A 22,814-nucleotide genomic window follows, 5' to 3' on the forward strand; every position below is an offset into this window, starting at 1 on the left:
TCGTCGAACCTGACGCTGGCCGACACCAACGAGGAAGCGGCCAACAGCCAGGCGCTGTCGACCCGCCAGTCGATCGCGGTGTCCGCGCTGTCGCTCGCCAACTCCTCGCAGCAGAGCGTGCTGCAGCTGCTGCGCTAACCACAACAACTGATCCGGCGGCGGCTCAAACGCCGTCGCCGGATTACCATGGCAATACAAGGGGACCGGGACATGACAATCACCACGCGGCAACGACCGCACGGCGCAACGACGGCGTTAGCAGCGCGGGGATTGTCATGGGCCTGAAGATCACGCTCAAGCCGTTTGAGCGCATCGAGGTCGGCCCGGTGACGCTGATCAATGGCTGGATCGAGCCTTCGACCTTCTCAATCGAAGGCACAGCGCCGGTGCTGCGTCAGGCCAATTTCATGCCCGACGATCGTGCTGACACCACTTTGCGCCAAGTCTATCTGTGCCTGCAGAAGCTGTATCTGTGCCGCGACGGCATCACCACCGATAGCTATCACGATAAGGCCCAGCAACTGCTCGAGGAGATGCCGGCCGCTGCCGAGACGATTCGTAAGGCGGGCGCGGCGATCGCCGATGGCCGCATCTATGCGGCGTTGAAAGCCTATCGCGAGCTGCTCGATGCCACCGAAACCAACAAGGCCTGGTCGGCCGCAGCCGACGAGCCTGCGCCGATCCAACACGGCACTGTGCGCACCGCGCCTTCAGTGGAATTCGTGCGCGATCGGCGCCGTTATCGCCGCGACAGCGCGAGCAGCAGCGCCAGCGTGGCTGCGACAGCTGCGTCACTTGCGTAAACCGCCATCCCCAAAATTGGGGATGACGGTGAGCCGCCGTCAACCTTAATACTACGTAAATATACGAGCATTGATACGAATCGCCCTGCTTTGGGCCGAAGTATCGATTGCGACCTGATCAAGCGTCTGCCCGAAATGTTGGACTTCAAGCTGTCGGAAATCATCAAGGAGATCGGCATCAGCGCCGTTGTCGTTGATCGATCCGGCAAGATTCTCGAAATCAGCGATGGGTGGACCAACCGCGGCTCGGGCAGCGCGCCGGTCAAGGTTGGCAAAAGCTATTTCGATACCTGCATCCGGCCGGACCGCCATTCGCTGGAACTGCTGAACGGCTTCAAGAATCTCGCCGAAGAGAGCGTGGATTTCTTTGGCACCGTCAGCTGGCGCGAAGAGGACGGCGAACGCAAATATTTCTTGATTGCTGCCATGCCGCGCGGCGACAGCGCTGGCACGATTCTGGTGCTGCACATCGATCTATCTGTGTTGCTCGGCGGACGGCGCGACTTATCGGCGCTGATGGTCGGGCAAGGCGCCGCCGCGGCCGCGCAAGTCGAAACCGCGGTGCTCGGCGTGGTGCGCAGAGCCGTCGCTGATGCGCTTGCAGGCTCAAACGGGCGGCCGCTGCAAGCACCGGCCGCGCCGGCTCAGCCGGATGACCGCATTCTCGACGATCTGACCCGGCCGCAGATTGAATTGCTGTCCTATCTGGCCAGCGGCATGAGCAACCGGCAGATCGCCAAGGAACGGGACATGAGCATCAACACCGTGAAGTCCCAGGTGGCGAATGTCATTCAGAAACTGAATGTCGCCAATCGCACCCAGGCCGCGCTTTTCGCCGTGCGCAACAGCGCGGCGCTTGGTTTGCAGGCGCAAGCCTACCGCCATTGATCGCGGCGAACAGAAGCGGCGATCGTCCGGCCAGCCGATCTCATCTGCCAAGCATATCAACCAAGCACATGGCGCGGCTGTTATCCGAAAGGCTGGGGATCAACGCCGCAATGTTCTGCCAAAACGGGCAACCGCTGCGTGACTTCCGGATTGGCGAAGTGTTATTGAGACCTGCAATTTCAGGTTGCCGATCAGCCTGAAATGCTCTCGCTGTCGTGCGGGCCGTGAGACGCCGCGCAATCTGGAATGCCCTGAATCGAAATGCTTCGCAAAATATCGGATGCGTCTCAAACGCCCACCCGCACTCCGGACGATGACATCACCGTGTTGCAGACTGACCGACGCGTGCTGTCAGGAGCGCTGGATGCCTTGTCGATCCACACCATCATTCTCGATCGCAGCGGCCACTGCAGTCACGTCTCTCCGCAAGCCAAAACACTGTTGTCGCAAAGCGGAGTTCTGACGATCCGCAAGGATCAGCTGCGCCGCACGCCATCGTCGCGCGCCATCGCCGATTGTCGATGCGCCGCCGGACCGATCGACATCGATCTCGATCTGCAGCCGTGCCTTGATTGCGTGACGCGATCAGCTGCGACAGCCGATGCCAATTCGACGACCTGCTCGGTGTCCGTGACCGGCGATGATGGTCTTTGCACACACCTTCGGCTATCGCCGATCCCGGTGGGGGCACAGAACGGCGCGGCCGACGCCGCCGCATTGCTGGTGATCGAACCGCCGTCAATGTCGAATGCCGCCGAACTGCAGCCCGACGCCGCGCTGTTGCTCACTCCAGCCGAACGCGAAGTCGCGACAGAACTGTTAAGCGGCCGCCGGCCCGCCGAAATCGCGCAGCGACGCAACGTCACCATCGACACCATCCGATCGCAGATCAAGCGTATCTACGCCAAGCTCGGCGTTTCGGGGCTGGTCGAATTCATGGCCAGCGCGCGGCGCTAAGCCTCCGGCACTGATTGCGGATCGGCCTTCGCGACGCCGCTCCGAACACCATCGAGATCCGCTTGGTGGCAGTCCCCTGCCCGGCTCATGCTTTGATCGACAAATTGGCGAGCGCGATGTCGCCATCGGTCACATAGCGGTTGACCCGTGCCGGCAGGTTATCGCCGGCCTTATGTATTTCCACCGTCTCGATCGATCCGCTGCTCAGCAGCTGCGCCACGATGAAATCACGCTCGGCATTGGTGTCGGCATCGGTGGCGTGCGTGATCTGAAATGTCAGCCGGGTCAGGGACAGGCCGGTATCTCGCGTGCCGGCTCCGACCCAGAGCACGGTTTCGTCGGTCAGCGGCCGTTCGGTATTTGCCCAGAAGCCGGCATCCGACCAGCTCTGCTGTGCGCGCGTTAGGCTCAACGCCCAAAAGCGGATGTGATGACGTTGTCGCGGGCTGTTATCGATCGCCTTCTGAAAGCCGATGTCCTGACCACGGCCGAACAAATACAGCGTGCTGAACGGTGCAGTGGGATAGGGTCTATTCAAGACGAACGCGAGCGCCATCTTCCAGCTACTCGCCAGGCTCAATCGATCGGCTTCCGACCAACCCATCGCTGCGAAACTCGCGCGAAGCTGCGTGAGCGTACCGACCAGCGCGACATTGACAGGGTCTCCGGGCAGCCCGTCGGCCGTGATCGTGTAGCTAGGCACCCGCCGATGCTGGAGAATTTTGAGGCCCAAACGGATCACGCGCGGCAGAATGACATAGGCCGCCGCGCCATAGGTGACAGCGACGGCGATGATCCAGGGCAATCTGCTGTCTGCGGTCTCGAAGATCACGAACACGATCAGCCAGACCGTGACAATGCCCAGAATGACTACCAGCAGGCGCTGCAAAAGCCGTATCAAAAGCCGCACCGTCGATCATCCCCTGTTGCGTTATTCACCCAATTTCTGAGAATGGCTCTACAGGCCAGCTCCCCATTTATATTGCCACGACATGCCAAGGATATCGTAGTTGGTGCCGGGGCGCTGGGTCACCCCTCGGCTGCCATACAGTTTGACAGAATGATGCAGATCGACATCGATGGTCAGCGCGCCGCCGAACCGCCACGTCTCGATGCGATCATCTCGGTTCACACCATCGACGGCCGTTTGCCCTCCCGTGAAGTAAAGCACGTTCAACGATGCCGAGGCGCGGTCGAATCGGTAAATCAGATTGGCGCGCGTCGTATAGATCGGTCGCTGTTCAAGAACGTGACCGCCAAAATAGTCGGCATCGTCGGTGAACAGCACCATGCCTTGCGCGGCTTCTACAGTCACAGGCCGATCGCTTTCGACGCCCCGATCTCCGGCCGGATTTTCCAGCGATGATTGCCGAGATTGATCAGCTTGCTGGAATCATATTGGCCGAGCGGCGCCGAGACCTGATGGCACTTGATGAATTGAGATTTGTCAAGTCGGTCGCCGTTGGCGAGCCAAAGCTGAGCAGGCTTGCAGAGGTTCGATGACACGATGATACGCAGCGAGACACTGAAGGCCAAGAGCATCGAAGAAGCGAAGCGGCTGTTCTGGATCTTTGGTTATTTTTGGATTCTGCTTGGCTTGTTCGCGCTTCACAAATCGATCATCCTGAACGAGCCGCACCCGTTCTATCATCAGGGCTTTGCACTGGTGAATGCGCTGGTACTCGCCAAGATCGTCTATCTCGGCGAGGCCGTCCATTTGGCGGATAGTCGCAAATACAAGCCGCTGATCTATCCGACCCTCTACAAGTCCGCGATCTTCGCGTGCGCTCTGATCGTGTCTCATCTTTTGGAAGAGATCATCATCAAGGCTTGGCATGGAGAGTTGCGGCTCGGGACGCTCGCATCACTCGATACACTGAACCTGCAAGAGGCGTTGGCCTTTGGCCTGATCATCTTCATCGCATTGATCCCGTATTTCGCGCTGACCGAGATTGGCAAACGGCTCGGCCACGCCACTCTGTTCGAAGAGTTTTTCGTGCGTCGGGGCTGATAGGACCCGCAACCTAACAAATGAAGTAACCTGGCGCGGACCACCTAGGCCGCGGCAACAAGCAGCAGGAGCCACACTCATGATCACCATGCGAGGTGCGAGCGTCATGATCGCAGCGGCGCTTAGTGCGAGCGTCACCTTGGCCGTGCCAGCGCAGGCGTTTGATCTCAACGGCGCGTGGGCCAGCAGCCCGGAGAACTGTGCCAAAATATTCACGCGCAAAGGATCGCAGATCGCCTTTAGCGACAACTCCGATATTTACGGCGGCGGCTTCATCGTTGCGGGCGATCGCATCGTCGGTAAGACCGGGCAATGCCGCATCAAAGCGCGCAAGGAGGATGGCAAACACATCCACCTGATCTCCGAATGCGCCAGCGATTCATGTACCAGAACATGCAGCTCAGCTTGACGATCGTCGATCCCGACACGGTGATGCGGATTTTTCCCGGGGTCGATGACATGCAGATGAGCTTTGCGCGTGATCTCAGCCATCCCCACTCCCCAAACTGAAACTGTCGAAAAGCCTCGGCGGATGTTCCTCTACGGCTGACTTTCCCCCAGCGCCTTCGCCACGTTCCGGAAGCGCTCCAGCGCGGTTTCCAGATTCTCGACGATCTCGGCGGCGACCTCGTCGGGTGGCGGCAGCAGGTCGGGGTCGTCGAGGGCGTCGTCCTTGAGCCAGAAGATGTCTAGGTTGACCTTGTCGCGCGCCAGCAGCGTGTCGAGCGGGTAGCGCCGAAACTTCTCGGTCTCGGCGCGCTCGGCGCGGTGGCCGGACCGATAGCAAGCGACGAAGTCGTCGAGGTCGGCGCGAACCATCGGGCGCTCCTTCAGGGTGAAGCGCTGGTTGGTCCGCAAGTCGTAAATCCACAGCTCCTTGGTCGAGGCAGCCTCCGACGGCGGCTTCTTGTCGAAGAACAGCACGTTCGCTTTGACGCCCTGCTTGTAGAAAATGCCGGTCGGCAGCCGCAGCAGGGTGTGGAAGTCGAAGTTTTGCAAAAGCCGGCGCCGGATGGTTTCGCCGGCGCCGCCCTCGAACAGCACGTTGTCGGGCAGCACCACCGCCGCCTCGCCGTTCGGCGCCAGCACGGTCATGATATGCTGGAGGAAGTTGAGCTGCTTGTTCGACGTGGTGACGAAAAAATCTTGGCGGTCGTAGTCCTCGCGCTCAGAGTCGATCTCGCCGTCGTCGCGGACGATGCGGTAGCTCTGCTTCTTGCCGAACGGCGGATTGGTCAGCACCACGTCGAAGGTCTTGCCGCCGGCGCCGAGCAGCGCGTCCTTTTGCTCGACGATGGAGTCCACGCCGGTGATGCCGTGCAGATACAGGTTCATCGCCGCGAGCCGGACCACCTCGGGGACGATGTCGACGCCGGAAAATTTGTTCTTCAGCTCGGAATAGACCCGACGGTCGCGTGCCTTCGGGTGCTGCTTCATGTGCTCCCACGCCGCGAGCAGGAAACCGGCGGTGCCGCAGGCCGGGTCATGAATGGTCTGGTGCGGTTTCGGATCGACCACCGTGACCATCGCCTCGATCACCGGCCGCGGCGTGAAGTATTGGCCCGCGCCGGACTTGACGTCCTCGGCGTTACGAGCGAGCAGCCCTTCATAGATGCTGCCCTTCACATCGACCGGCAGGGCCAACCATGTCTCGCCGTCGATCAGGCCGACCAGGCGCTTGAGCTTGGCCGGGTCTTGAATTTCGTTCTGCGCCTTTAGGAAGATCGCGCCGATGATGCCCGGCTGCTTCGAGAGCTTTTCGAGCAACTTGCCGTAGGTCACGCCCAGCGCCTCGCCGGACAGTTCCTTGATGTCGGCCCAGCGCGCACCGTCGGGCAGCATCGATGCCTCGCCGATCTGCTCCACGCGCTCCTCGTCCATCTTGAGGAACAACAGGTAGGAAATCTGGCTGATATAGGCTTGGTACGACACGCCCTGGTCGCGCAGCACATGCGCGAAATTCCAGACCTTGGCGACGAGCGATTGCGGGTTCACGGCGGACTTTCATCGAGAGGCGCGGATGCGCACGGGTGATCACGATTTTCCGGGCGGGCAGTCCGGAAGATGGATTTCGTATTCGTAAGCGTGGCGCGGCAAATCAGGCGCGCCGCGTGGCGGCAACTTGCTCTCGTCGAAATAGATCACGGTCCAGTCCGGCAGCGCGCGCTTGACCCTGCGGGCGATGTACAGGCCGAAGGCGGCGTGCGCGGCGCCGTCGAACGGCGGCAAGTCGTCGCCACCTCGATCGGAGGCTTCGTACCATTCCTGCCAGCCCAGCAGCATGCGGTGGATGTCGAACGGCACCGGCAGGTCTTCGGCGGAGATCGAGCGGCCCTCCTTGTCCCAGACGCCCTCGGCCGCATAGTCGCACATGATGCGAACCCAGCGGTCAGCGAACGGCGGCGCGCGTTCGTCGGTCATTTCGCGCGCGTCCTTGCGCCACGTCCGCGCCGAGCCTCCGGGGCCGGCGCCGAAAGCCGCGCCAGCAGCGCGCTGGCCGGCTCGTCGGCGGGATCTTGAGGGACCAGACGCCCCTCGAAGGCAGCCTTCAGGATCGACTGCTTCAGCCGCGCGGCGTCAGCGGCCTCCGCGTCGAGCGTTCCAAGCGTGTCGGTCGAGGCGGCGATAGCCTCAGCGACGCGAGAAAGAATCTCGACGATTTCCGCGAGAGGCGGAATTGGTAGCGTCAACGATTTGATTATTTCAAGATTGAGATTGGGCTGAACTCCTCCTGCAGCCTGCTTTCTAAGCTGCAGATAGAACGAGCCGAACCAGAGCTTCACCCAAGTCTTCATGGTAGGCTCTGGAATTTGTAACGCGGCGCAAGCTTGATTGCACGCGGCGGAAACTGTCAATTCAGTAATCTGCCCCCTCGTCTTTCCTTCCCCGTACATAGCAACAAGCAGTGTTCCTGCGGGATAGATACGACAGTTACTTTCTTCGAGTGCTTGTTCGGTGATGAACTCGTTGGGCACTGAGGCGAATGGAAGACCTGTTGCGGCGCTTGTAAACCAAGCTACGTTGCCGCCTTCCCAAAATCTTCGCTCCGATCGGAGCGGCGTTCCACCTGTGCCAATATCTGCAAGGTCGCAAAGCTTCGCCCACGTCCAACCATCAGGTAGTTTCTCAACCGCTATAGCTTCGGCAGTCGTCGCATTGGATGTGCGACGGAAGCGGCGTCCTGTCGTTGCGCCGGCGCGTTCCTTCAGGAGTTGCACCAGAAAGTCATGTCCCGTCTCAGAAGCGGCGCAAGCAGCGCGCCAATCCGCCGTCAGCTCGCCGGTGACGGCGGCTTTCAGCAGGGCGCGTCGAAATGTTTCCAGCCCGTTGCGCGCCGCCGCCAGCGCCGCCTCGCCCTCGGCGATCTCGGCGAACAGCGCATCGATCCGTGCCACAATCCGGCGTTGTTCGGCGCGAGGCGCAAGTGGGATAGGCTGAACGTTATAGCGATCTCGGCTCAAGCTCGGAATGGCAGTAGATTGATCCAGCCGACCAAGCTGATGTAGTTGCAGGTACCAATAGGCGTATCGAATATCAATCGCGCTTGTGCCTTCGCTGAAATATGCCGTGTCAATCGGCCAGCACGGTACTTCGGAGAAGTGCACCGAACCTGCCGATCCTTTTCGACCGACGATTAACGAATTGCCTGGAGCGATTGCCTCATCGTGCAATCCGACGCGGCCGCTCGAACCGAAGACCGGCACTTTCCCTTGCTGGTTGCGAATTCGCTCCGGTAGAGCTTTCCCATATTGAATTGGCAGAACGGTACCAAGCGTCGTCCAAGTCCAACCGTGAGGAAGACCCTGCGACTGTTTCGTGTCGAACGATTGCTGACTTTCCTCCGTCAGCGCCAAACCGAGCGCCATTACGCCACCAACACCCCGTTCAACTCATCCAGCAACGCCGGCAGCCTTGCGCCGAACAGCGCCCGCGCCCTGACGATGCCGCCGCGCGCGGAAAACTCCGGCGCGTCCATCATGTCTTCGGGCCGGATTTCGATGTTGACGCCGATATGGTCGCGGATCGCCGTCAGCCAGGCCCGTTGCTCGTCCGAATAGGTCCGCCCCGCCTTCTCCTCGCGGCCGAGCCAGAGGTTGAATCGGCCGGCGACCACCGAGGGCAAGGAGTCCAGCGACTCACTCTCACCGATGGCGTAGCGCACCAGCATGACGATGTCAGCCAGTGTGCCGGCAGGGTTGCCGCGGACCTTCTCGGCCGACAGCCGCTTGTAGGCGCGCCAGATGTCGACCGGCTCCAGCAGCCACGGCGGGCGCCTCAGCGCCTCGCGGAGGTCGTCCACGGCGTCGTAGGTCAGCCGGCGCTGTGCGTAGGGCTGCCGGTAGAGGATTTGCAGGGCGACCAGCTCGTCACGGCGCTCGTCGAGGAAGCGTTTGAACCGGTCGACGGTGTCGGCCGCCTTGTTCGCGTCCCAGCCGGACGACACGACGGCGTCAATGGAGATGGTGTCGATCCGGATGTCGGCCGCAGCCTTCACATCCTTCAGCAGCCGACGTAGCGCTGGATCGTCGAACAGCGCGGCGGCGCCTTCCTTGGCGGCGTCCTTGGCCTTGGTCTGCTCCGCCGCCGGCGCGTCGGCCGGCACCCGGCCGGCGAGCACGTCCGGGTCGATGGCATCCAGCAGGCGGGAGGCGAGACCCGCCAGATCGACGCCACCCGACGCCTTGACGATGGCGGCGCGGTCCTTGTCGCCGATCCGGCGGTCGAGAGCCGCCAGGCGTGCCGCCAGCGTTGCAAAGGCGTCGTCGTCGCGCCGCCCCGCCGCGATCTCGTCGATAAGCTTGTCAAAACCGATTTTGCGGTCGCGCTCCAGCGGCTGCGATACCGTCTTGAGGCTTTCGGAGACGCCGACGGCGTCGATCAGCACGAACCGGGTCTTGGCTTCGGCGTCAGGGGTGACCTCGCGCAGCTTCTCGGGCGAGATGGTGCGAGCACCCCGCCCCTTCATCTGCTCGAAGTACAGCTCGGACCGCACGTCGCGCAGGAAGATCAGCACCTCAAGCGGTTTGACGTCGGTGCCGGTGGCGATCATGTCAACGGTGACGGCGATACGCGGATTGTAGTCGTTACGAAAGCGCCGGATCAGTTCTTCTGGATCGGCGCCGCTGTTGTAGGTGATCTTCTTGGCGAAGTCGTTGCCCTTGCCGAACACCTCGCGGACGATCAGCGTGATTTCCTCGGCGTGATGGTCGTCCTTGGCGAAGATCAGCGTCTTCGGCACCTCGCTGCGGCCAGGAAACAGCTCGGTGAACAGCGTGTCGCGGTAGGTCTCCAGCACGGTGCGAATCTGGTTCGGCACCAGCACGGTGCGGTCGATCTGGTCGGGGGTGTAGGAGAAATCCTCGGACAACGTTTCGTAACGCTCAGCGCGGGTGCGCTTGTCGCGCACCGGCAAATCGTAGCCGGCCTTCACGGTGGAGCCTCGTTCGCCGATCTCGGTCCTGATCCTAAACACCTCGAAACCGACGTTGACGCCGTCGACCACCGAACGTTCGTAAGGATATTGCGCCACCAGATTGCGTTGGAAGAAGCCCATCGTGTGCGGCGACGGCGTCGCCGTCAGGCCGACGATGAAGGCGTCGAAATAGTCCAGCACCTGGCGCCAAGTGCCGTAGATCGAGCGGTGACATTCGTCGGTGATGACGAGGTCGAAGGTCTCGATCGGGATGGCGGAATTGTAGGTGACTAGGCGCTCGGTGTCGGCCCGCGAGGCCTCGAACGCCGATCCTTCCTCGTCCTCCTCCGACAGCTCCTTGCCGGTCAGGACCGAGTAGACCCGCTGGATCGTCGCGACGACGATCTGGGCGTCCTTGTCGAGGCCGGCCGGGCCGAGCTTCTGGACGTTGTAGATTTCGGAGAACGACCGGCCGGTCCCCGGCGGGCGGTAGGCCAGATACTCGTCGCGCGTCTGCCGGACGAGGTTGGCGCGGTCGGCGAGGAACAGGATGCGCTTGAAGCCGGCATGCGCCAGCAGCCGGTAGCTCAACGTGCAGGCGGTGAAGGTCTTGCCGGCGCCGGTCGCCATCTGCACCAGGGCGCGCGGTTGGTTTTCGGCCATCGACTTTTCGAGGGCGGCGACGGCGTCGATCTGGCAGGCGCGCAGCCCGTCGGTGACCACCGCCGGGAGCGTCTGGAGCCGGCCGCGCAGCGTCGCCGGCTCCTTCAGCCACCGCTCCAGCGTCTCCGGCCGGTGGAAGGTGAAGACCCGGCGGGAGGCCGGCGCCGGGTCGGCATGATCCCGAAACAGCGTTTCGGTGGCCGACGCCACGTATTCGAAGCGGACCTGGCCTTCCTCGCGGATCAAGTGCTTCGGCAGATCGGCGATATAGCGCTCGGCCTGCTCGGCGAACCCGGACAGGGTGGTTCCGCCGGCCTTGGCCTCGATCACGCCGCACAGCCGGCGGCCGACGAACAGCGCGTAGTCGACGGGGCCGGAGGCGGTCTGAAATTCGCGGACCGCCACGCCAGGACCGGCCCCAAGATTCATGTCCTCGCGCGACTGCACCAGCCACCCACACCCGACCAGCCGCCGGTCGATCGACGACCGGGCCTTATCCTCGGGGTGGAAGGCGGTTTCGCTCATACCTGAGCTGTAGTCGAACTCAGGTGCCCTCGGAAGTAGAATTCCGTCTCAGCCGGCGCGCTTACCAGCCGCGGGCAGGAAAGCCGCCCTCGACTTCACTTTTAAATCAATGACTTAGTCATGGCGGAGAGAGTGGGATTCGAACCCACGGTACAGTTTCCCGTACACACGCTTTCCAAGCGTGCGCCTTAAGCCACTCGGCCATCTCTCCGGGCGCCTTCTCATGACGGGCTGCGCGCCATTTTGCAAGAGCCGCGCGCAAAGCCGGGGCGATTTATCCAAGCAATTGAAATGTCCGGTGGATTTTCTGGCGCGGGACTGCTGGGGGCCGGGCTCGGCGCCGCCAGCGGCGGCGCAGGCTGACGGCGCGGCGTCTGATCGGACCCACGCCGCGACTCAATCCCGAGCTCAGGCGTACTGTGGTCAACGATCAACCGGGTCTGGCGCCCGCGCAATGAAGAACGGGTGGCCCGGGCGCCCCCAAGCGAGCGGCGCCGGGCGATGCCCCCTCACCGCCGGCCTCAAACGTCGCCGGAGCCGCGGTCACAAGGCTCCGCCGTACTGCCTTCAGCTGAAGCGAAAGCCCTCGCCGCTGACGCTGCGCAGCGCCGGCAATTCGGCGCGATGCGGCGCCGACGCGATCGGCGGCTCGCTCCAGGCGACCTCGCTGGCGTCGTCATCGGGCTGATTGGCCAGATGCGCCGCCTGCAACGCCGCGACATAATCCGAGAACCAGGTGTGGATCGAACGCTGCCGCAGCTTGGCCATCATCGCTTCCCAGCGCATGCGCCGCTCGTTTTGCGGCATGGCCAGCGCCAGCGCCAGCGTGCGCGCCATGCCCTGCACGTCATGCGGATTGACCAATAGCGCGCTGTCGAGCTCGTCGGCGGCGCCGGCGAATTTCGACAGCACCAGCACGCCGGGATCGACCGGGTTCTGGGCCGCAACATATTCCTTGGCGACCAGATTCATGCCGTCCTGCACCGGCGTCACCAGCCCGACCTGCGCACAGCGATAGAGACCGGCCAGCACGGTCTGGCCAAATCCCTTGTTGAGATAGCGGATCGGCGTCCAGTCGACTTCGCCGTGGCGGCCGTTGACATCGCTGACCAGCTTCGCGAGCTCGCCTTGCAGCGCGCCATAGGCATCGATGGTGCCGCGTGACGGTGTTGCGATTTGCAGCAGCGACACCGCCCGGTGCAGCCCGGGCTGCGCGGTCAGCATCTGGTCGAACGCGCTGATACGATGCATCAACCCCTTGGAATAATCGAGCCGGTCAACGCCGATGATCAGCTTTTCGCCATCGAGCAGACTGCGCCGCAGCCGCGATACTTCGGGATGCGAACTGGCACGCACCGCCTGCGCGGCGAATTTGTCGGCGTCGATGCCGATCGGGAACACCGCGCAGCGCGAAATACCGTAGCGCGAACTGACAGTGTCGCCGTCCACGGCGTAATTCAGTTCGGTGCTGAGATAGTCCAAGAAATTATGACGATCATCGACAGTCTGAAAGCCGATCAGATCATAGGCCAGCATCGCCTCGATCAGCTCGCGATGATTGGGCACGCCGGTGATGGTGGTCGCCGACGGCCAGGGCGTATGCAGGAAGAAGCCGATCGGCTCGCTGACGCCCAGGCTGCGCAGTTCCGCGCCAAGCGCCAGGAAGTGATAATCCTGAATCCAGAACGCCGCGTCCGGCTTGCGGAATCGCAGCAGCGTGCGCGCCATGAAGGCGTTGACCTCGCGATAGGATTTGTAGTCCTCATGCGAGACGCGCACCAGATCGAGCCGCGAATGCAGCGCCGGCCACAGCGCCGAATTGGCAAAGCCCTCATAATAGCCGGCATAATGCGCGGCCGGCAGTTCCACCATCGCCAGCGCACCGGCGCCAAGCGCTTCCACGGCCGCGAACGGATCCTTTTGGCTGCGGTCGCGTACCCGATCGCTCGAGCCGACCCAGATCGCACCGGTTTTTTCCACCACGGGCAGCAGCGCGGCCGCGAGCCCGCCTGTCAGGGGCTCGTTCGCGGTGGCGCGCGCCACCCGGTTCGAGACGACGATGAGCTTCACTGGGGTCCCCTCCCGGTTTGCCTGTTTGATCTTCCGACACAACAAAGGTCGGAAGATAAACAGCTGTTCATCGATATCGTTCCGGGAACTTGGTGACGCTTTGCGGCTGTAATGCGTCGGTGGCCGCGCAATATGCTCAGATTGCTGCGAAATCTGCTATGCAACGGCAAGATAGTTCAAGTTGTGTGTGGCTTTGCTGCTGATCGCGGCCGCACAAGTTCCAACTCAAAACCATTCGCGGCAAGTTCCACGCTCGGAACTAATCGCGTGCCATGATGATCATCATGGCCGCACGAGCCATTGCGCCAGCCAGCGGCGCACATCGCACGGCGCTGCAAAGAAGCCATTGACGCCGGTGGCATGACGGCCGACGGAATAAGCCACGCCGCGCAGATCAGGCATGATCGCAAACACCGTCTCGTCGGTGACGTCATCACCGATGAACATCGGCCGCCGGCCGCGGAACGGCGGATGGCGCAGCAGTTCATGCACGCCCGACGCTTTGGTGACACCGGCCGGCTTGATCTCGCACACCGCCTTGCCGGGCAGCACTTCAAACGGCACGCTCGGCAGATCGGCGCGGATCACCGACACCGCCTCATAGATCGCGCGTTCCGCATGCGGCGCCTGTCGATAATGCAGCGCCAGCGCATAGCCTTTGTCTTCCAACAGAATGCGCGGATCGAGTGCTGCGATCGCCGCCAGCCGCTGTTTCAATTGCTCATTGATCGGCGGCGCTTGCACCGATGCCACGTCGGTGTCGGGGTTGATGCGCATTTCGGCGCCGTGGCCGCCGACCGCCGCAAAGCGCACCGGCGCGAAGATCCGATCGATATCGGCGAGCGAACGACCGCTCACCAGCGCCAGCGCGCCGCTGGCCCGCTGCTGCAGCGCGATCAACACCTGGTCGAGGCCGGGCGGCACCACCACTTCATGCGGTGTCGGCGCCAGATCGAGCAACGTGCCATCGATATCGAGCAGAATCGCGCAGTGGTCGAGCGGCGGCAGATCGTCATGGGTCGGCGCGCGCAGCAATTCATGGTCAGCGATGCGCTGTGGCACCACGTCCTGTTTCATTCGACTTCACTCCACCACCGCCAGCGGCCGCGCCACGGATTCCAGCGAGCGCCGCTCGGCAGCGATACCATAGCGGCGTGACACCAATGCGGCCACCAGCATCAACGCCGCGCCGAGCAGATAGCCGGCAAACACGCTGGCGCGCGAGCCGGTGTCGATCAGCGCGCCAAACAGCGCAGGGCCGATCACGCCGCCGATTCCGGTTCCGATCGCGTAAAACAGCGCAATCGCTAGGGCGCGAATCTCCAGCGGAAAAGTCTCGCTGACGGTGAGATAAGCGGCGCTCGCCGCGGGCGAGGCAAAGAAGAAGATCACCATCCAGGCGATGGTCTGGGTCTGGGCGCTGAGCACGCCGATCGAGAACAGATAGCCCGATAACGCCAATAGCAGCCCAGAAGTTCCATAGGTCAGCGGAATCATCACCCGCCGCCCCAGCGTGTCGAACAGCCGGCCAAGCAGCAGCGGGCCGAGGAAATTGCCGGCGGCGAACGGCAGAATGTACCAGCCGACATTGGCGGCGGCGATGCCGTAGAAATCGGTCAGTACCAGCGCATAGGTAAAAAAGATCGCGTTGTAGAAGAACGCCTGCGCGGTCATCAGCGTCAGCCCCACCCACGCGCGGCGCCGATGGGTGACAAACAGCGTGTGCGCGGCCTCGCGCAGCGGCGTGTGGCTGCGCATCCGCAAGCGGATGGTCGGCAGCGGCAGCGAGCCATCATGCCGCGCGCCGTGCTCGATCTCGGCGACAATCTGCTGTGCCCGCTCCGGCTGGCCATGGATCATCAGCCAGCGAGGGCTTTCCGGAATCCAAAAGCGCATCACGAACACCACCAGCCCGAGCACCGCGCCGCTGAAATAAGCGATCCGCCAGCCGGCTTCCGGATCGATCACCGCCGGATCGAGCAGCACGATCGCGGCGACCGCGCCGAGCGCGGCACCGAGCCAGAAACTGCCGTTGATCACGAGATCGGTGAAGCCGCGATAGCGCGCCGGCACCAGCTCCTGAATGGTGGAGTTGATCGCGGTGTATTCGCCGCCGATGCCGGCGCCGGTGAGAAAACGAAACAGCGCGTAGCTCGCCAGGTTCCACGATAGCGCGGTGGCCGCCGTGGCCGCGAGATAGAGCGCCAGCGTGATGAAAAACAGCTTCTTGCGGCCGATGCGATCGGTGAGCCAGCCGAAGCCGAGCGCGCCCAGCACCGCGCCGACGAGATAGGCGCTGTTGGCGATGCCGACATCGAGATTGGAAAAGCGCATCACCGCGCTGTCCTTGAGCGCGCCGGACAGCGAACCGGCCAAGGTCACTTCCAGGCCGTCCAAAATCCAGGTGATGCCGAGCGCCAGCACCACGCGAGTGTGAAAGCCGCTCCAGCGCAGCCGGTCGAGCCGCGCCGGAATGTCGGTCTCGATCAGCCGCGCGTCCTCGCGCGCCGGCACCGCCTTTGCGGCTGCGGGAGCGAGCGGACGCGGATCGTTCATGAAGCGGCCTCCGGCAGCACGGCGCAACGATCGCCAGCGCATTGATCGCCAGCGCCTCCTGGGCCGCATTCACACCGCGGCCGAGAGGCCGTGCATCAACCAAGCCGTGTCGCAACGGTTCCCGCGCGATCACGCTGCCGTCGACCGCTGAGCCCGATGATAAACGACAATGGCCGGGACTAGCCTGGCCATCATGCATGGATCGTTGGTGGCCATCGCCGAAGCGTTGCGTAGCTGCTAAGCGGCGCGGATATTGGCCATGAAGCGATCGAGCTCGGCCCGCAGCCGCGTGCTTTCCGAAGCCAGGCTGCGCGCCGATTGCAGCACTTGCGAAGACGCCACGCCGGTTTCCGCCGCGCCGCGATTGACCGCCTCGATGTCGCCCGCCACCTCGGCAGTGCCATGGGCGACGTTCTGAACATTTTGCGCGATGTTACTGGTGGCCGAGCCCTGCTGCGTCACCGCTGCCGAGATGGTGGCCGCAATCGACGAGATCTGGCCGATGGTGTCGTCGATCTGCTTGATCGCCGCCACGGAGTCGGCGGTGGCGCTCTGCATCTCGGCGACCTGCACAGAAATCTCTTCGGTGGCTTTCGCGGTCTGGCTGGCCAGCGATTTCACTTCCGAAGCCACCACCGCAAAGCCGCGTCCGGACTCGCCGGCGCGCGCCGCTTCGATGGTGGCGTTCAGCGCCAGCAGATTGGTCTGCTCGGCGATCGCGGTGATCAGCTTGACCACCTCGCCGATCTGCTCGGCGGCCTTGCTGAGCTTGCCGATGCGCTCGTCGGTCTGGCGGGCTTGGGTCACCGCGCCTTCGGCGATCCGGCTCGACTGTTCGACCTGACGGCTGATCTCGCCGACCGACGCCGACAGCTGTTCGGTGGCGCTCGCCACCGATTGCATGTCGGTCGAGGCGCTCGACGACACCCCGGCGACGCGGCCCGAGAGGTTTTGCGTGGTTTCCACCGTGCGGCTGAGCGTGCCGGCCGCGACTTCCAATTGTGCGGCCGATTCCGAGACGTGGGCGACGATCGAGCCGACAGCGGTTTCGAACTCGTCGGCGAACCGGATCAGTTCGGCGCGCCGCTCGGCCGCCGCCGCCAGGGTCTGGGTTTCCTGGGCGTGGGCGTCGAGTTCGGCCTTACGGACCGCTTCGACCTTAAAAGCTTCCACGGCGGCGGCCATGTCGCCGATCTCGTCGCGGCGGCCGAGCCCCGGCAGCACCACGTCGAAATCGCCGCTCGCCAGCCGGCGCATCGCCGCGCACATTTCGGTCATCGGCTTCGACATGCCGCGGCCGAGCAGCAGCGCCAGCACCACGCCGAGCAGCAGCCCGCCGACGCCGAGAAGCATCAGCATCTGCTCGGTGCTGTGCACCATGGCGTTGGATTCCCGTTCCAGCCGCTGCTGCTCGGCCAAAAGATCGGCCTTCATCGCCGCCGAACTCTGGCTGATCGCCACCGCCGAATTGGTCATCTGCGCCACCAGCCCGTCGATCGCCTTGGCATTGCTGATCAGCTTGATCAGCGCGGCGCGGTAGCCGTCGACTAGGTCGGTGATCTCTTTCAGCTTGGCCGTGATGGCGCTGTTGTCGGATGAAATCGCGGCGATCGAGTTTTCGACGAATTTCAGCCGCGCCACCGCGCTATCCGCCACCGCCGGATCGGCCTTGACGACAAAGGTATTCACCAGCGCCGAGGCCGCCGCATATTGGCCGCCGACCTGCTTGGCGCCGAGTTCCACGGCAGGTAGTTCCTCATCGGCCGCGATGCTGGCGAGATCGTCGAGCTTGTAGCGCAGGCTGGTGCCGCCGCGCACCAACTGGTTCTGGGTGACGCGGGCGCTGTCGGCCTTCAGCGCGATGATTTCGGCAAACAGCTTGGTGAAATTGCTGAACTCGGCAGCCAGCCGCGTGATCCGCTCCTGCCGGCCGCTGTTGCGGGTCGCCGCCAGCGACTGCTCGATCGCCTGTTTCAGCGCGGCCTCGGCAGCGAGCGCCGCTTTGGCGTCCTCGTCCTTGCCGGTCACCACAAAATAGCGGGTTCCCGCCTGATAGGCGGTCAGTTCCCGGTCGATATTGCGGGCGAGATCGGATTCGGCAACGCCGGCGCGATAGCTGCTGACCACGCCGGAGACCCGCTCGAAGCCGAGATAGGCCAGGCCCATGATGACAGCGGTGATGCCGAGAACGGCCGCAAAGCCCAACGTAATCTTGCCGCGAAAGCGCAGCGCTGGCAGCCGGGCGGCAGTGCCCCCCGTTCCGGTCGATCCCGAATAAGTCACGTCTACCCCCGTTTCTTAGTTATCAGTCGCGGTGCCTCCGGGGTCAGGCCGAGCGAAGGCGTGCAGCACGCTAACTCACAACCGCTAAAGCCACGTAAATCCACGGTTGTGGAGTTGACGAGGGTGCGGCGCAGGTTCCTGCCAGGTTCCACAGGTGCAATGCAGCATCGGCAACATCCCAAGCCCGCGGCGAAATTCCCGGTTGCAAACTTCGGCGGCCGCGCTTCTAATCGGACTAATTAAAAAGTAGCGGGAGGTTCGGGTGGCCCAGGTCAATATGACTGTGAACGGCAGGGCGGTGTCCGTCGATGTCGAAGACAGAACACTTCTCGTTAACGTATTGCGCGACCATCTCGGCCTGACCGGGACCCATGTCGGTTGTGATACCAGCCAATGCGGCGCCTGCGTCGTGCATATCGACGGCCGCGCCGTGAAAAGCTGTACCACGCTGGTCGGCCAGGCCGACGGCGCCAATATCGTCACCATCGAAGGCATTGCGCGCGGCGACGAACTGCATCCGATGCAGGCGGCGTTCCGCGATAATCACGGTTTGCAATGCGGCTATTGCACGCCCGGGATGATCATGTCGGCGATCGACATCGTCAATCGCTACGGCGCCGATCTCGATGAAGAGACCGTGCGCCAGGAGCTGGAGGGCAATATCTGCCGCTGCACCGGCTATCACAACATCGTCAAATCGGTAATGGACGCCGCGGCGCGCATGAAGATGCCGCTCGCTGCGGAATAACGGCACGGCCGAACAGTGCGCTGCGGCGGCAGCGCCGCGCGACAAGCTTAACCGAACGACAAGCGGCTGCGATCCGCTGGCTGACAGCGCGCTCGACCAGCCCGCCAAAGGAGAGATCGCATGGGCGTTGAAGGCATCGGCGCAAGCGTGGTGCGCAAGGAAGATCGCCGTTTCATCACTGGCAAGGGCCGCTATGTCGACGACATCAAGCTTCCCGGCATGGCGCATGCGTATTTCGTGCGCAGCCCGCATGCCCACGCCCGGATTCGCAGCATCGACGTCAGCGCCGCCAAGGCAATGCCAGGCGTGGTCGATGTGCTCACCGGGCAGCAGATTGTCGACGACAAGATCGGCAATCTGATCTGCGGCTGGGCGGTGCATTCCAAGGACGGCTCGGCGATGCGCATGGGCGCGTGGCCGGCGATGGCGCCGGAGATCGTGCGCTTTGTCGGCCAGGCAGTCGCGGTGGTGATCGCCGACAGCCGCAATCTCGCCCGCGATGCCGCCGAAGCGGTGGTGGTCGATTACGAAGAACTGCCGGCGGTGCCGAATATCGAGGCGGCCTTGGGGGCCGACGCGCCGCAGCTGCACCCCGAAGCCCCCGGCAACATGGTCTATGACTGGACGCTCGGCGACGAAGCCGCGGTCAACGACGCCTTCGCCAAGGCGGCCCATGTCGTGACCTTCGACCTCGTCAACAACCGGCTGGTGCCGAACGCCATGGAGCCGCGCGCCGCGCTCGCCGACTACAATGACGCCGAAGAACATTTCACGCTGCACACCACCTCGCAAAATCCACATGTGGCGCGGCTGGTGCTGTCGGCGTTCTACAACATCGCGCCGGAACACAAGCTGCGCGTGATCGCGCCCGATGTCGGCGGCGGTTTTGGCTCGAAGATCTTCATCTATCCGGAGGAGATGGTGGCGCTGTGGGCCGCCAAGAAAGTGCGCCGCCCGGTGAAATGGACCGGCGATCGCTCCGAGGCGTTTCTCACCGACGCCCATGGTCGCGACCACGTGTCCCATGCCGAGATGGCCTTCGATCAGGACCACAAGATCCTCGGGCTGCGGGTGAAGACCCACGCCAATTTCGGCGCCTATATGTCGCTGTTCTCGTCCTCGGTGCCGACCTATCTCTACGCCACGCTGCTGTCGGGCCAGTACAACATCCCGGCGATCCATGCCGAGGTGATCGGCGTCTACACCAATACCACGCCGGTCGATGCCTATCGCGGCGCTGGCCGGCCGGAAGCCTGCTATCTGCTGGAACGGCTGATGGAGACCGCGGCGCGGCAATTCAATGTCGATCCCGCCGAACTGCGCCGCAAGAACTTCATCACGCAGTTCCCGCATCAGACCCCGGTGATCATGACCTATGACACCGGCGATTTCGTCGCTTCGCTCGATGCCGCGCTCAAGGCGATCGACTATGCCGGCTTCGCCGCGCGCCGCGCGGCCTCGCAGCGCGCCGGCAAGCGCCGTGGCATCGGCTTCTCCTGCTACATTGAGGCTTGCGGCATCGCGCCGTCCAAGGCGGTTGGCAGCCTCGGCGCCGGCGTCGGGCTATGGGAATCGGCCGAAGTCCGGGTCAATCCGGTCGGCACCATCGAGATTTTGACCGGCAGCCATAGCCACGGCCAGAGCCACGAAACCACCTTTGCGCAGCTGGTTGCCGACCGGCTCGGTATTTCGATCAGCCAGGTGTCGATCATCCATGGCGACACCGACAAGGTGCAGTTCGGCATGGGCACCTATGGCTCGCGCTCGGCCGCGGTCGGCATGTCGGCGATCTTCAAGGCGATGGAGAAGGTGGAGGCCAAGGCCAAGAAGATCGCCGCGCATCAGCTCGAAGCCAGCGAGAACGACATCGTCATCGAGAATGGCGAGTTCAAAGTGACCGGCACCGACAAGGCGATCGCGCTGCCGATGGTGGCGCTCGCCGCTTACACCGCGCACAATCTGCCGGACGGCATGGAGCCCGGGCTGAAAGAAAGCGCGTTCTACGACCCCGTCAACTTCACCTTCCCGGCCGGCAGCTATATCTGCGAAGTCGAGGTTGATCCCGGCACCGGCCAGACCCGGATCGAGCGCTTTGTCGCGGTCGATGATTTCGGCCGGCTGATCAATCCGATGGTGGTCGAGGGCCAGGTCCATGGCGGGCTGGCGCAGGGCATCGGCCAGGCGCTGCTGGAACGCGCGGTCTATGACGACACCGGCCAGCTGATCACCGCATCGTTCATGGACTACGCCATGCCGCGCGCCGACGATCTGCCCTCGTTCGAGCTGTCGCACACCACCACGCTGTGCCCGAGCAATCCGCTCGGCGTCAAAGGCTGCGGCGAAGCCGGCGCGATCGGCGCATCCGCGGCGGTGATCAATGCCGTCACCGATGCGATCGGCCACAATCGGCTGGAAATGCCGGCAACCCCGGACCGGGTCTGGCACGCGATGCAACTGAAGCAGGCCGCGGAATGAGGTGCATCATGACCGGCGCAGCAGCGCAGCACTCACGCCAAACCCCGCAGCAGCGCTGCCCCACCAAGGCGGCGCCGCGCCGGTGCGTGTCGCCGAACCGGCTACTGCGCGCCATGACATGACCATTTGATCGGACCCACGACACAATCAATTTGTCCCTGAGGGAGAGTGCGATGTATCCGACCAACTATCACCGCCCGACCACAGTCGAAGAGGCGGTGGCGTTGTTCGCCGAAGCCAGCGATCCCAAATATCTCGCCGGCGGCCACACTTTGATTCCGGTGATGAAGCAGCGGCTGAACGCGCCCAGCGACGTCATCGACATCACCCGCATTCCGGCGCTGGTCGGCATTGAGGCCAGCGCCGACACGCTGACCATCAAAGCCGCCACCGCCTATTACGACATCCTGAGCAGCGCCGACGTCAACCGCACCATCCCGGCGATCGCGCAACTGGTGTCGGTGCTCGGCGATCCGGCGGTGCGCTATCGCGGCACGATCGGCGGCTCGATCGCCACCAACGATCCCAACGCCGACTTCCCGGCGGCGGTGCTGGCGCTCAATGCCACCGTGCACACCAATCAGCGCGCGATCCCGGCCGATCAGTTCTTCACCGGGCTGTTCTCCACCGCGTTGCAGGACAATGAGATCATCACGGCGATCGCGTTCCCGATCCCGGCCAAGGCCGGCTATGCCAAGATGCGTAACCCGGCGTCACGCTTCGCGCTGACCGGCGTGTTCGTCGCCAAGCACAAATCCGGCGAGATCCGGGTCGCCGCCACCGGCGCGTCGCAGAACGGCGTGATGCGGGTCGAGGTGATCGAACAGGCTTTGGCGCGCGACTGGTCAGCCGCGGCGCTGGAAAACATCGCCGTGTCCGAAGAAGGGCTGATGGCCGATATTCACGGCAGTTCGGATTATCGCGCCAATCTGATCAAGGTGATGGCGCAGCGCGCCGTGGTCGCGGCCGGCTGAGAGCCGTGAGCTGATCAAGGACCAGAATCAAGGATCGGGCACCTGATCAAAGATCGCTGGCTCAAAGATCGCTGACAAAGCACAAGCGGAGCAGGTCACAGCGCTCCGCTTGCTCGTGCTGGCTTCGCTGACACAATCTGGCTTGGCTTACCCGGTCTGATGCCAACGGAAATTGATACCAACCCATCCGCACGTCATGGCCGGGCTTCGTCCCGGCCATGACGTCTTTGATCTTGCAGCGCTTTCAAGACGTGGATGCCCGCGACAAGTGTTTAGCCCGGGGACATGTCGGACACCTGTTCGGGGACATCACTGACACTTTTGGGCGTGGTCAAGTCGATCGTTGCGACTGACCACGATCCGAAGAAGATTCCATAGCGACCGTCCTGGTCGAGCGGCCGCACGGCGAGGCGTTCACCGCGCAAGGCGCGTGGCACCTGCCAGAGGC

General features: G+C 63.3%; 22 protein-coding genes, 1 tRNA gene and 1 pseudogene. 10 read left to right on the top strand and 14 right to left on the bottom strand.

The window, feature by feature from the left end:
- Together BJ122_RS18055 and BJ122_RS18060 are read left to right on the top strand one after the other, a co-directional pair.
- A partial coding sequence (locus BJ122_RS18055) for a flagellin (RefSeq protein WP_146227215.1) occupies window positions 1-138 on the top strand: 138 nt, incomplete at its 5' end.
- A 137-nt stretch (window positions 139-275) separates the two neighbouring features.
- A complete protein-coding gene (locus tag BJ122_RS18060; RefSeq protein ID WP_110782669.1) occupies window positions 276-803 on the top strand; it encodes a flagellar biosynthesis repressor FlbT in 528 nt (175 codons plus the stop codon).
- 51 nt (window positions 804-854) lie between these two features.
- Here BJ122_RS18060 and BJ122_RS19705 read toward each other — a convergent pair whose 3' ends face one another.
- Window positions 855-1,271: a hypothetical protein gene (locus BJ122_RS19705; protein ID WP_245407792.1), complete on the bottom strand. Its 417-nt coding sequence runs from the start codon at window positions 1,269-1,271 to the stop codon at window positions 855-857.
- Here BJ122_RS19705 and BJ122_RS19710 point away from each other — a divergent pair.
- Together BJ122_RS19710 and BJ122_RS18070 are read left to right on the top strand one after the other, a co-directional pair.
- A complete protein-coding gene (locus BJ122_RS19710) occupies window positions 1,263-1,691 on the top strand; it encodes a helix-turn-helix transcriptional regulator (protein WP_245407793.1) in 429 nt (142 codons plus the stop codon). The two genes, BJ122_RS19705 and BJ122_RS19710, sit on opposite strands and share 9 nt — an antisense overlap.
- 324 nt (window positions 1,692-2,015) lie before the next feature.
- Complete coding sequence (locus BJ122_RS18070) at window positions 2,016-2,648, top strand: helix-turn-helix transcriptional regulator (RefSeq protein WP_245407794.1); 633 nt, start codon at window positions 2,016-2,018, stop codon at window positions 2,646-2,648.
- Window positions 2,649-2,733: 85 nt separating this feature from the next.
- Here BJ122_RS18070 and BJ122_RS18075 read toward each other — a convergent pair whose 3' ends face one another.
- The 3 genes from BJ122_RS18075 to BJ122_RS19935 are packed head-to-tail and all read right to left on the bottom strand — an operon-like array spanning window position 2,734 to window position 4,031.
- Entirely contained in the window at window positions 2,734-3,558 is an 825-nt protein-coding gene (locus tag BJ122_RS18075) for an LssY C-terminal domain-containing protein (RefSeq protein WP_110782670.1), read from the bottom strand.
- A 48-nt stretch (window positions 3,559-3,606) separates the two neighbouring features.
- Window positions 3,607-3,963 carry a hypothetical protein gene (locus tag BJ122_RS18080; protein WP_146227224.1) on the bottom strand — a complete coding sequence of 119 codons (357 nt, stop codon included), beginning with the start codon at window positions 3,961-3,963 and terminating at the stop codon, window positions 3,607-3,609.
- Window positions 3,960-4,031, bottom strand: coding sequence for a hypothetical protein (locus BJ122_RS19935; RefSeq protein WP_430694803.1), 72 nt, complete (start codon window positions 4,029-4,031; stop codon window positions 3,960-3,962). The genes BJ122_RS18080 and BJ122_RS19935 overlap by 4 nt, the downstream gene beginning before the upstream one ends.
- Here BJ122_RS19935 and BJ122_RS19365 point away from each other — a divergent pair.
- From BJ122_RS19365 to BJ122_RS18095, 3 genes are all read left to right on the top strand, one after another.
- Entirely contained in the window at window positions 4,011-4,151 is a 141-nt protein-coding gene (locus BJ122_RS19365) for a hypothetical protein (RefSeq protein ID WP_181418999.1), read from the top strand. The two genes, BJ122_RS19935 and BJ122_RS19365, sit on opposite strands and share 21 nt — an antisense overlap.
- Before the next feature lie 4 nt (window positions 4,152-4,155).
- Window positions 4,156-4,659, top strand: a complete 504-nt coding sequence (locus BJ122_RS18090; protein WP_110782675.1) for a hypothetical protein — start codon at window positions 4,156-4,158, stop codon at window positions 4,657-4,659.
- Window positions 4,660-4,738: 79 nt separating this feature from the next.
- Window positions 4,739-5,068: a hypothetical protein gene (locus BJ122_RS18095; RefSeq protein WP_146227225.1), complete on the top strand. Its 330-nt coding sequence runs from the start codon at window positions 4,739-4,741 to the stop codon at window positions 5,066-5,068.
- A gap of 131 nt (window positions 5,069-5,199) precedes the next feature.
- On the opposite strand, the gene BJ122_RS18100 is transcribed toward BJ122_RS18095, so the two are convergent.
- The 9 genes from BJ122_RS18100 to BJ122_RS18140 all read right to left on the bottom strand — a co-directional run bounded on the left by BJ122_RS18100 (window position 5,200) and on the right by BJ122_RS18140 (window position 18,169).
- Window positions 5,200-6,654, bottom strand: a complete 1,455-nt coding sequence (locus BJ122_RS18100) for a type I restriction-modification system subunit M (RefSeq protein ID WP_110782679.1) — start codon at window positions 6,652-6,654, stop codon at window positions 5,200-5,202.
- A gap of 39 nt (window positions 6,655-6,693) precedes the next feature.
- On the bottom strand, window positions 6,694-7,080 hold the full coding sequence (locus BJ122_RS18105) for a hypothetical protein (RefSeq protein ID WP_027278347.1): 387 nt from the start codon (window positions 7,078-7,080) through the stop codon (window positions 6,694-6,696).
- Complete coding sequence (locus BJ122_RS18110) at window positions 7,077-8,525, bottom strand: restriction endonuclease subunit S (protein ID WP_110782681.1); 1,449 nt, start codon at window positions 8,523-8,525, stop codon at window positions 7,077-7,079. Before BJ122_RS18110 ends, BJ122_RS18105 begins: the two co-directional genes overlap by 4 nt.
- A complete protein-coding gene (locus BJ122_RS18115) occupies window positions 8,525-11,260 on the bottom strand; it encodes a type I restriction endonuclease subunit R (protein WP_110782683.1) in 2,736 nt (911 codons plus the stop codon). Before BJ122_RS18115 ends, BJ122_RS18110 begins: the two co-directional genes overlap by 1 nt.
- Before the next feature lie 121 nt (window positions 11,261-11,381).
- Window positions 11,382-11,471: transfer RNA gene (locus BJ122_RS18120), tRNA-Ser, on the bottom strand.
- Between the two features lie 356 nt (window positions 11,472-11,827).
- Complete coding sequence (locus BJ122_RS18125) at window positions 11,828-13,330, bottom strand: trehalose-6-phosphate synthase (RefSeq protein ID WP_110782685.1); 1,503 nt, start codon at window positions 13,328-13,330, stop codon at window positions 11,828-11,830.
- A 282-nt stretch (window positions 13,331-13,612) separates the two neighbouring features.
- The gene (gene otsB / locus BJ122_RS18130; RefSeq protein ID WP_110782687.1) at window positions 13,613-14,407 is read right to left on the bottom strand and encodes a trehalose-phosphatase; all 795 of its coding nucleotides are present in this window, start codon (window positions 14,405-14,407) and stop codon (window positions 13,613-13,615) included.
- 6 nt (window positions 14,408-14,413) lie between these two features.
- A complete protein-coding gene (locus tag BJ122_RS18135; protein ID WP_110782689.1) occupies window positions 14,414-15,886 on the bottom strand; it encodes an MFS transporter in 1,473 nt (490 codons plus the stop codon).
- Between the two features lie 237 nt (window positions 15,887-16,123).
- A complete protein-coding gene (locus BJ122_RS18140; protein WP_245407795.1) occupies window positions 16,124-18,169 on the bottom strand; it encodes a methyl-accepting chemotaxis protein in 2,046 nt (681 codons plus the stop codon).
- A 277-nt stretch (window positions 18,170-18,446) separates the two neighbouring features.
- Between BJ122_RS18140 and BJ122_RS18145 the strand changes: the two genes are divergently transcribed.
- From BJ122_RS18145 to BJ122_RS18155, 3 genes are all read left to right on the top strand, one after another.
- Window positions 18,447-18,917: a (2Fe-2S)-binding protein gene (locus tag BJ122_RS18145; RefSeq protein ID WP_430694804.1), complete on the top strand. Its 471-nt coding sequence runs from the start codon at window positions 18,447-18,449 to the stop codon at window positions 18,915-18,917.
- A 120-nt stretch (window positions 18,918-19,037) separates the two neighbouring features.
- Window positions 19,038-21,392, top strand: a complete 2,355-nt coding sequence (locus BJ122_RS18150) for a xanthine dehydrogenase family protein molybdopterin-binding subunit (protein ID WP_110782693.1) — start codon at window positions 19,038-19,040, stop codon at window positions 21,390-21,392.
- Between the two features lie 173 nt (window positions 21,393-21,565).
- Window positions 21,566-22,366 carry an FAD binding domain-containing protein gene (locus BJ122_RS18155; RefSeq protein WP_110782695.1) on the top strand — a complete coding sequence of 267 codons (801 nt, stop codon included), beginning with the start codon at window positions 21,566-21,568 and terminating at the stop codon, window positions 22,364-22,366.
- A 272-nt stretch (window positions 22,367-22,638) separates the two neighbouring features.
- Here the strand turns inward: BJ122_RS18155 and BJ122_RS19715 are convergent.
- Window positions 22,639-22,814: pseudogene (locus tag BJ122_RS19715) on the bottom strand (IS481 family transposase); the annotation flags it as partial.

This window comes from Rhodopseudomonas faecalis (genome assembly GCF_003217325.1).
Taxonomy (GTDB): Bacteria; Pseudomonadota; Alphaproteobacteria; order Rhizobiales; family Xanthobacteraceae; genus Rhodopseudomonas; species Rhodopseudomonas faecalis.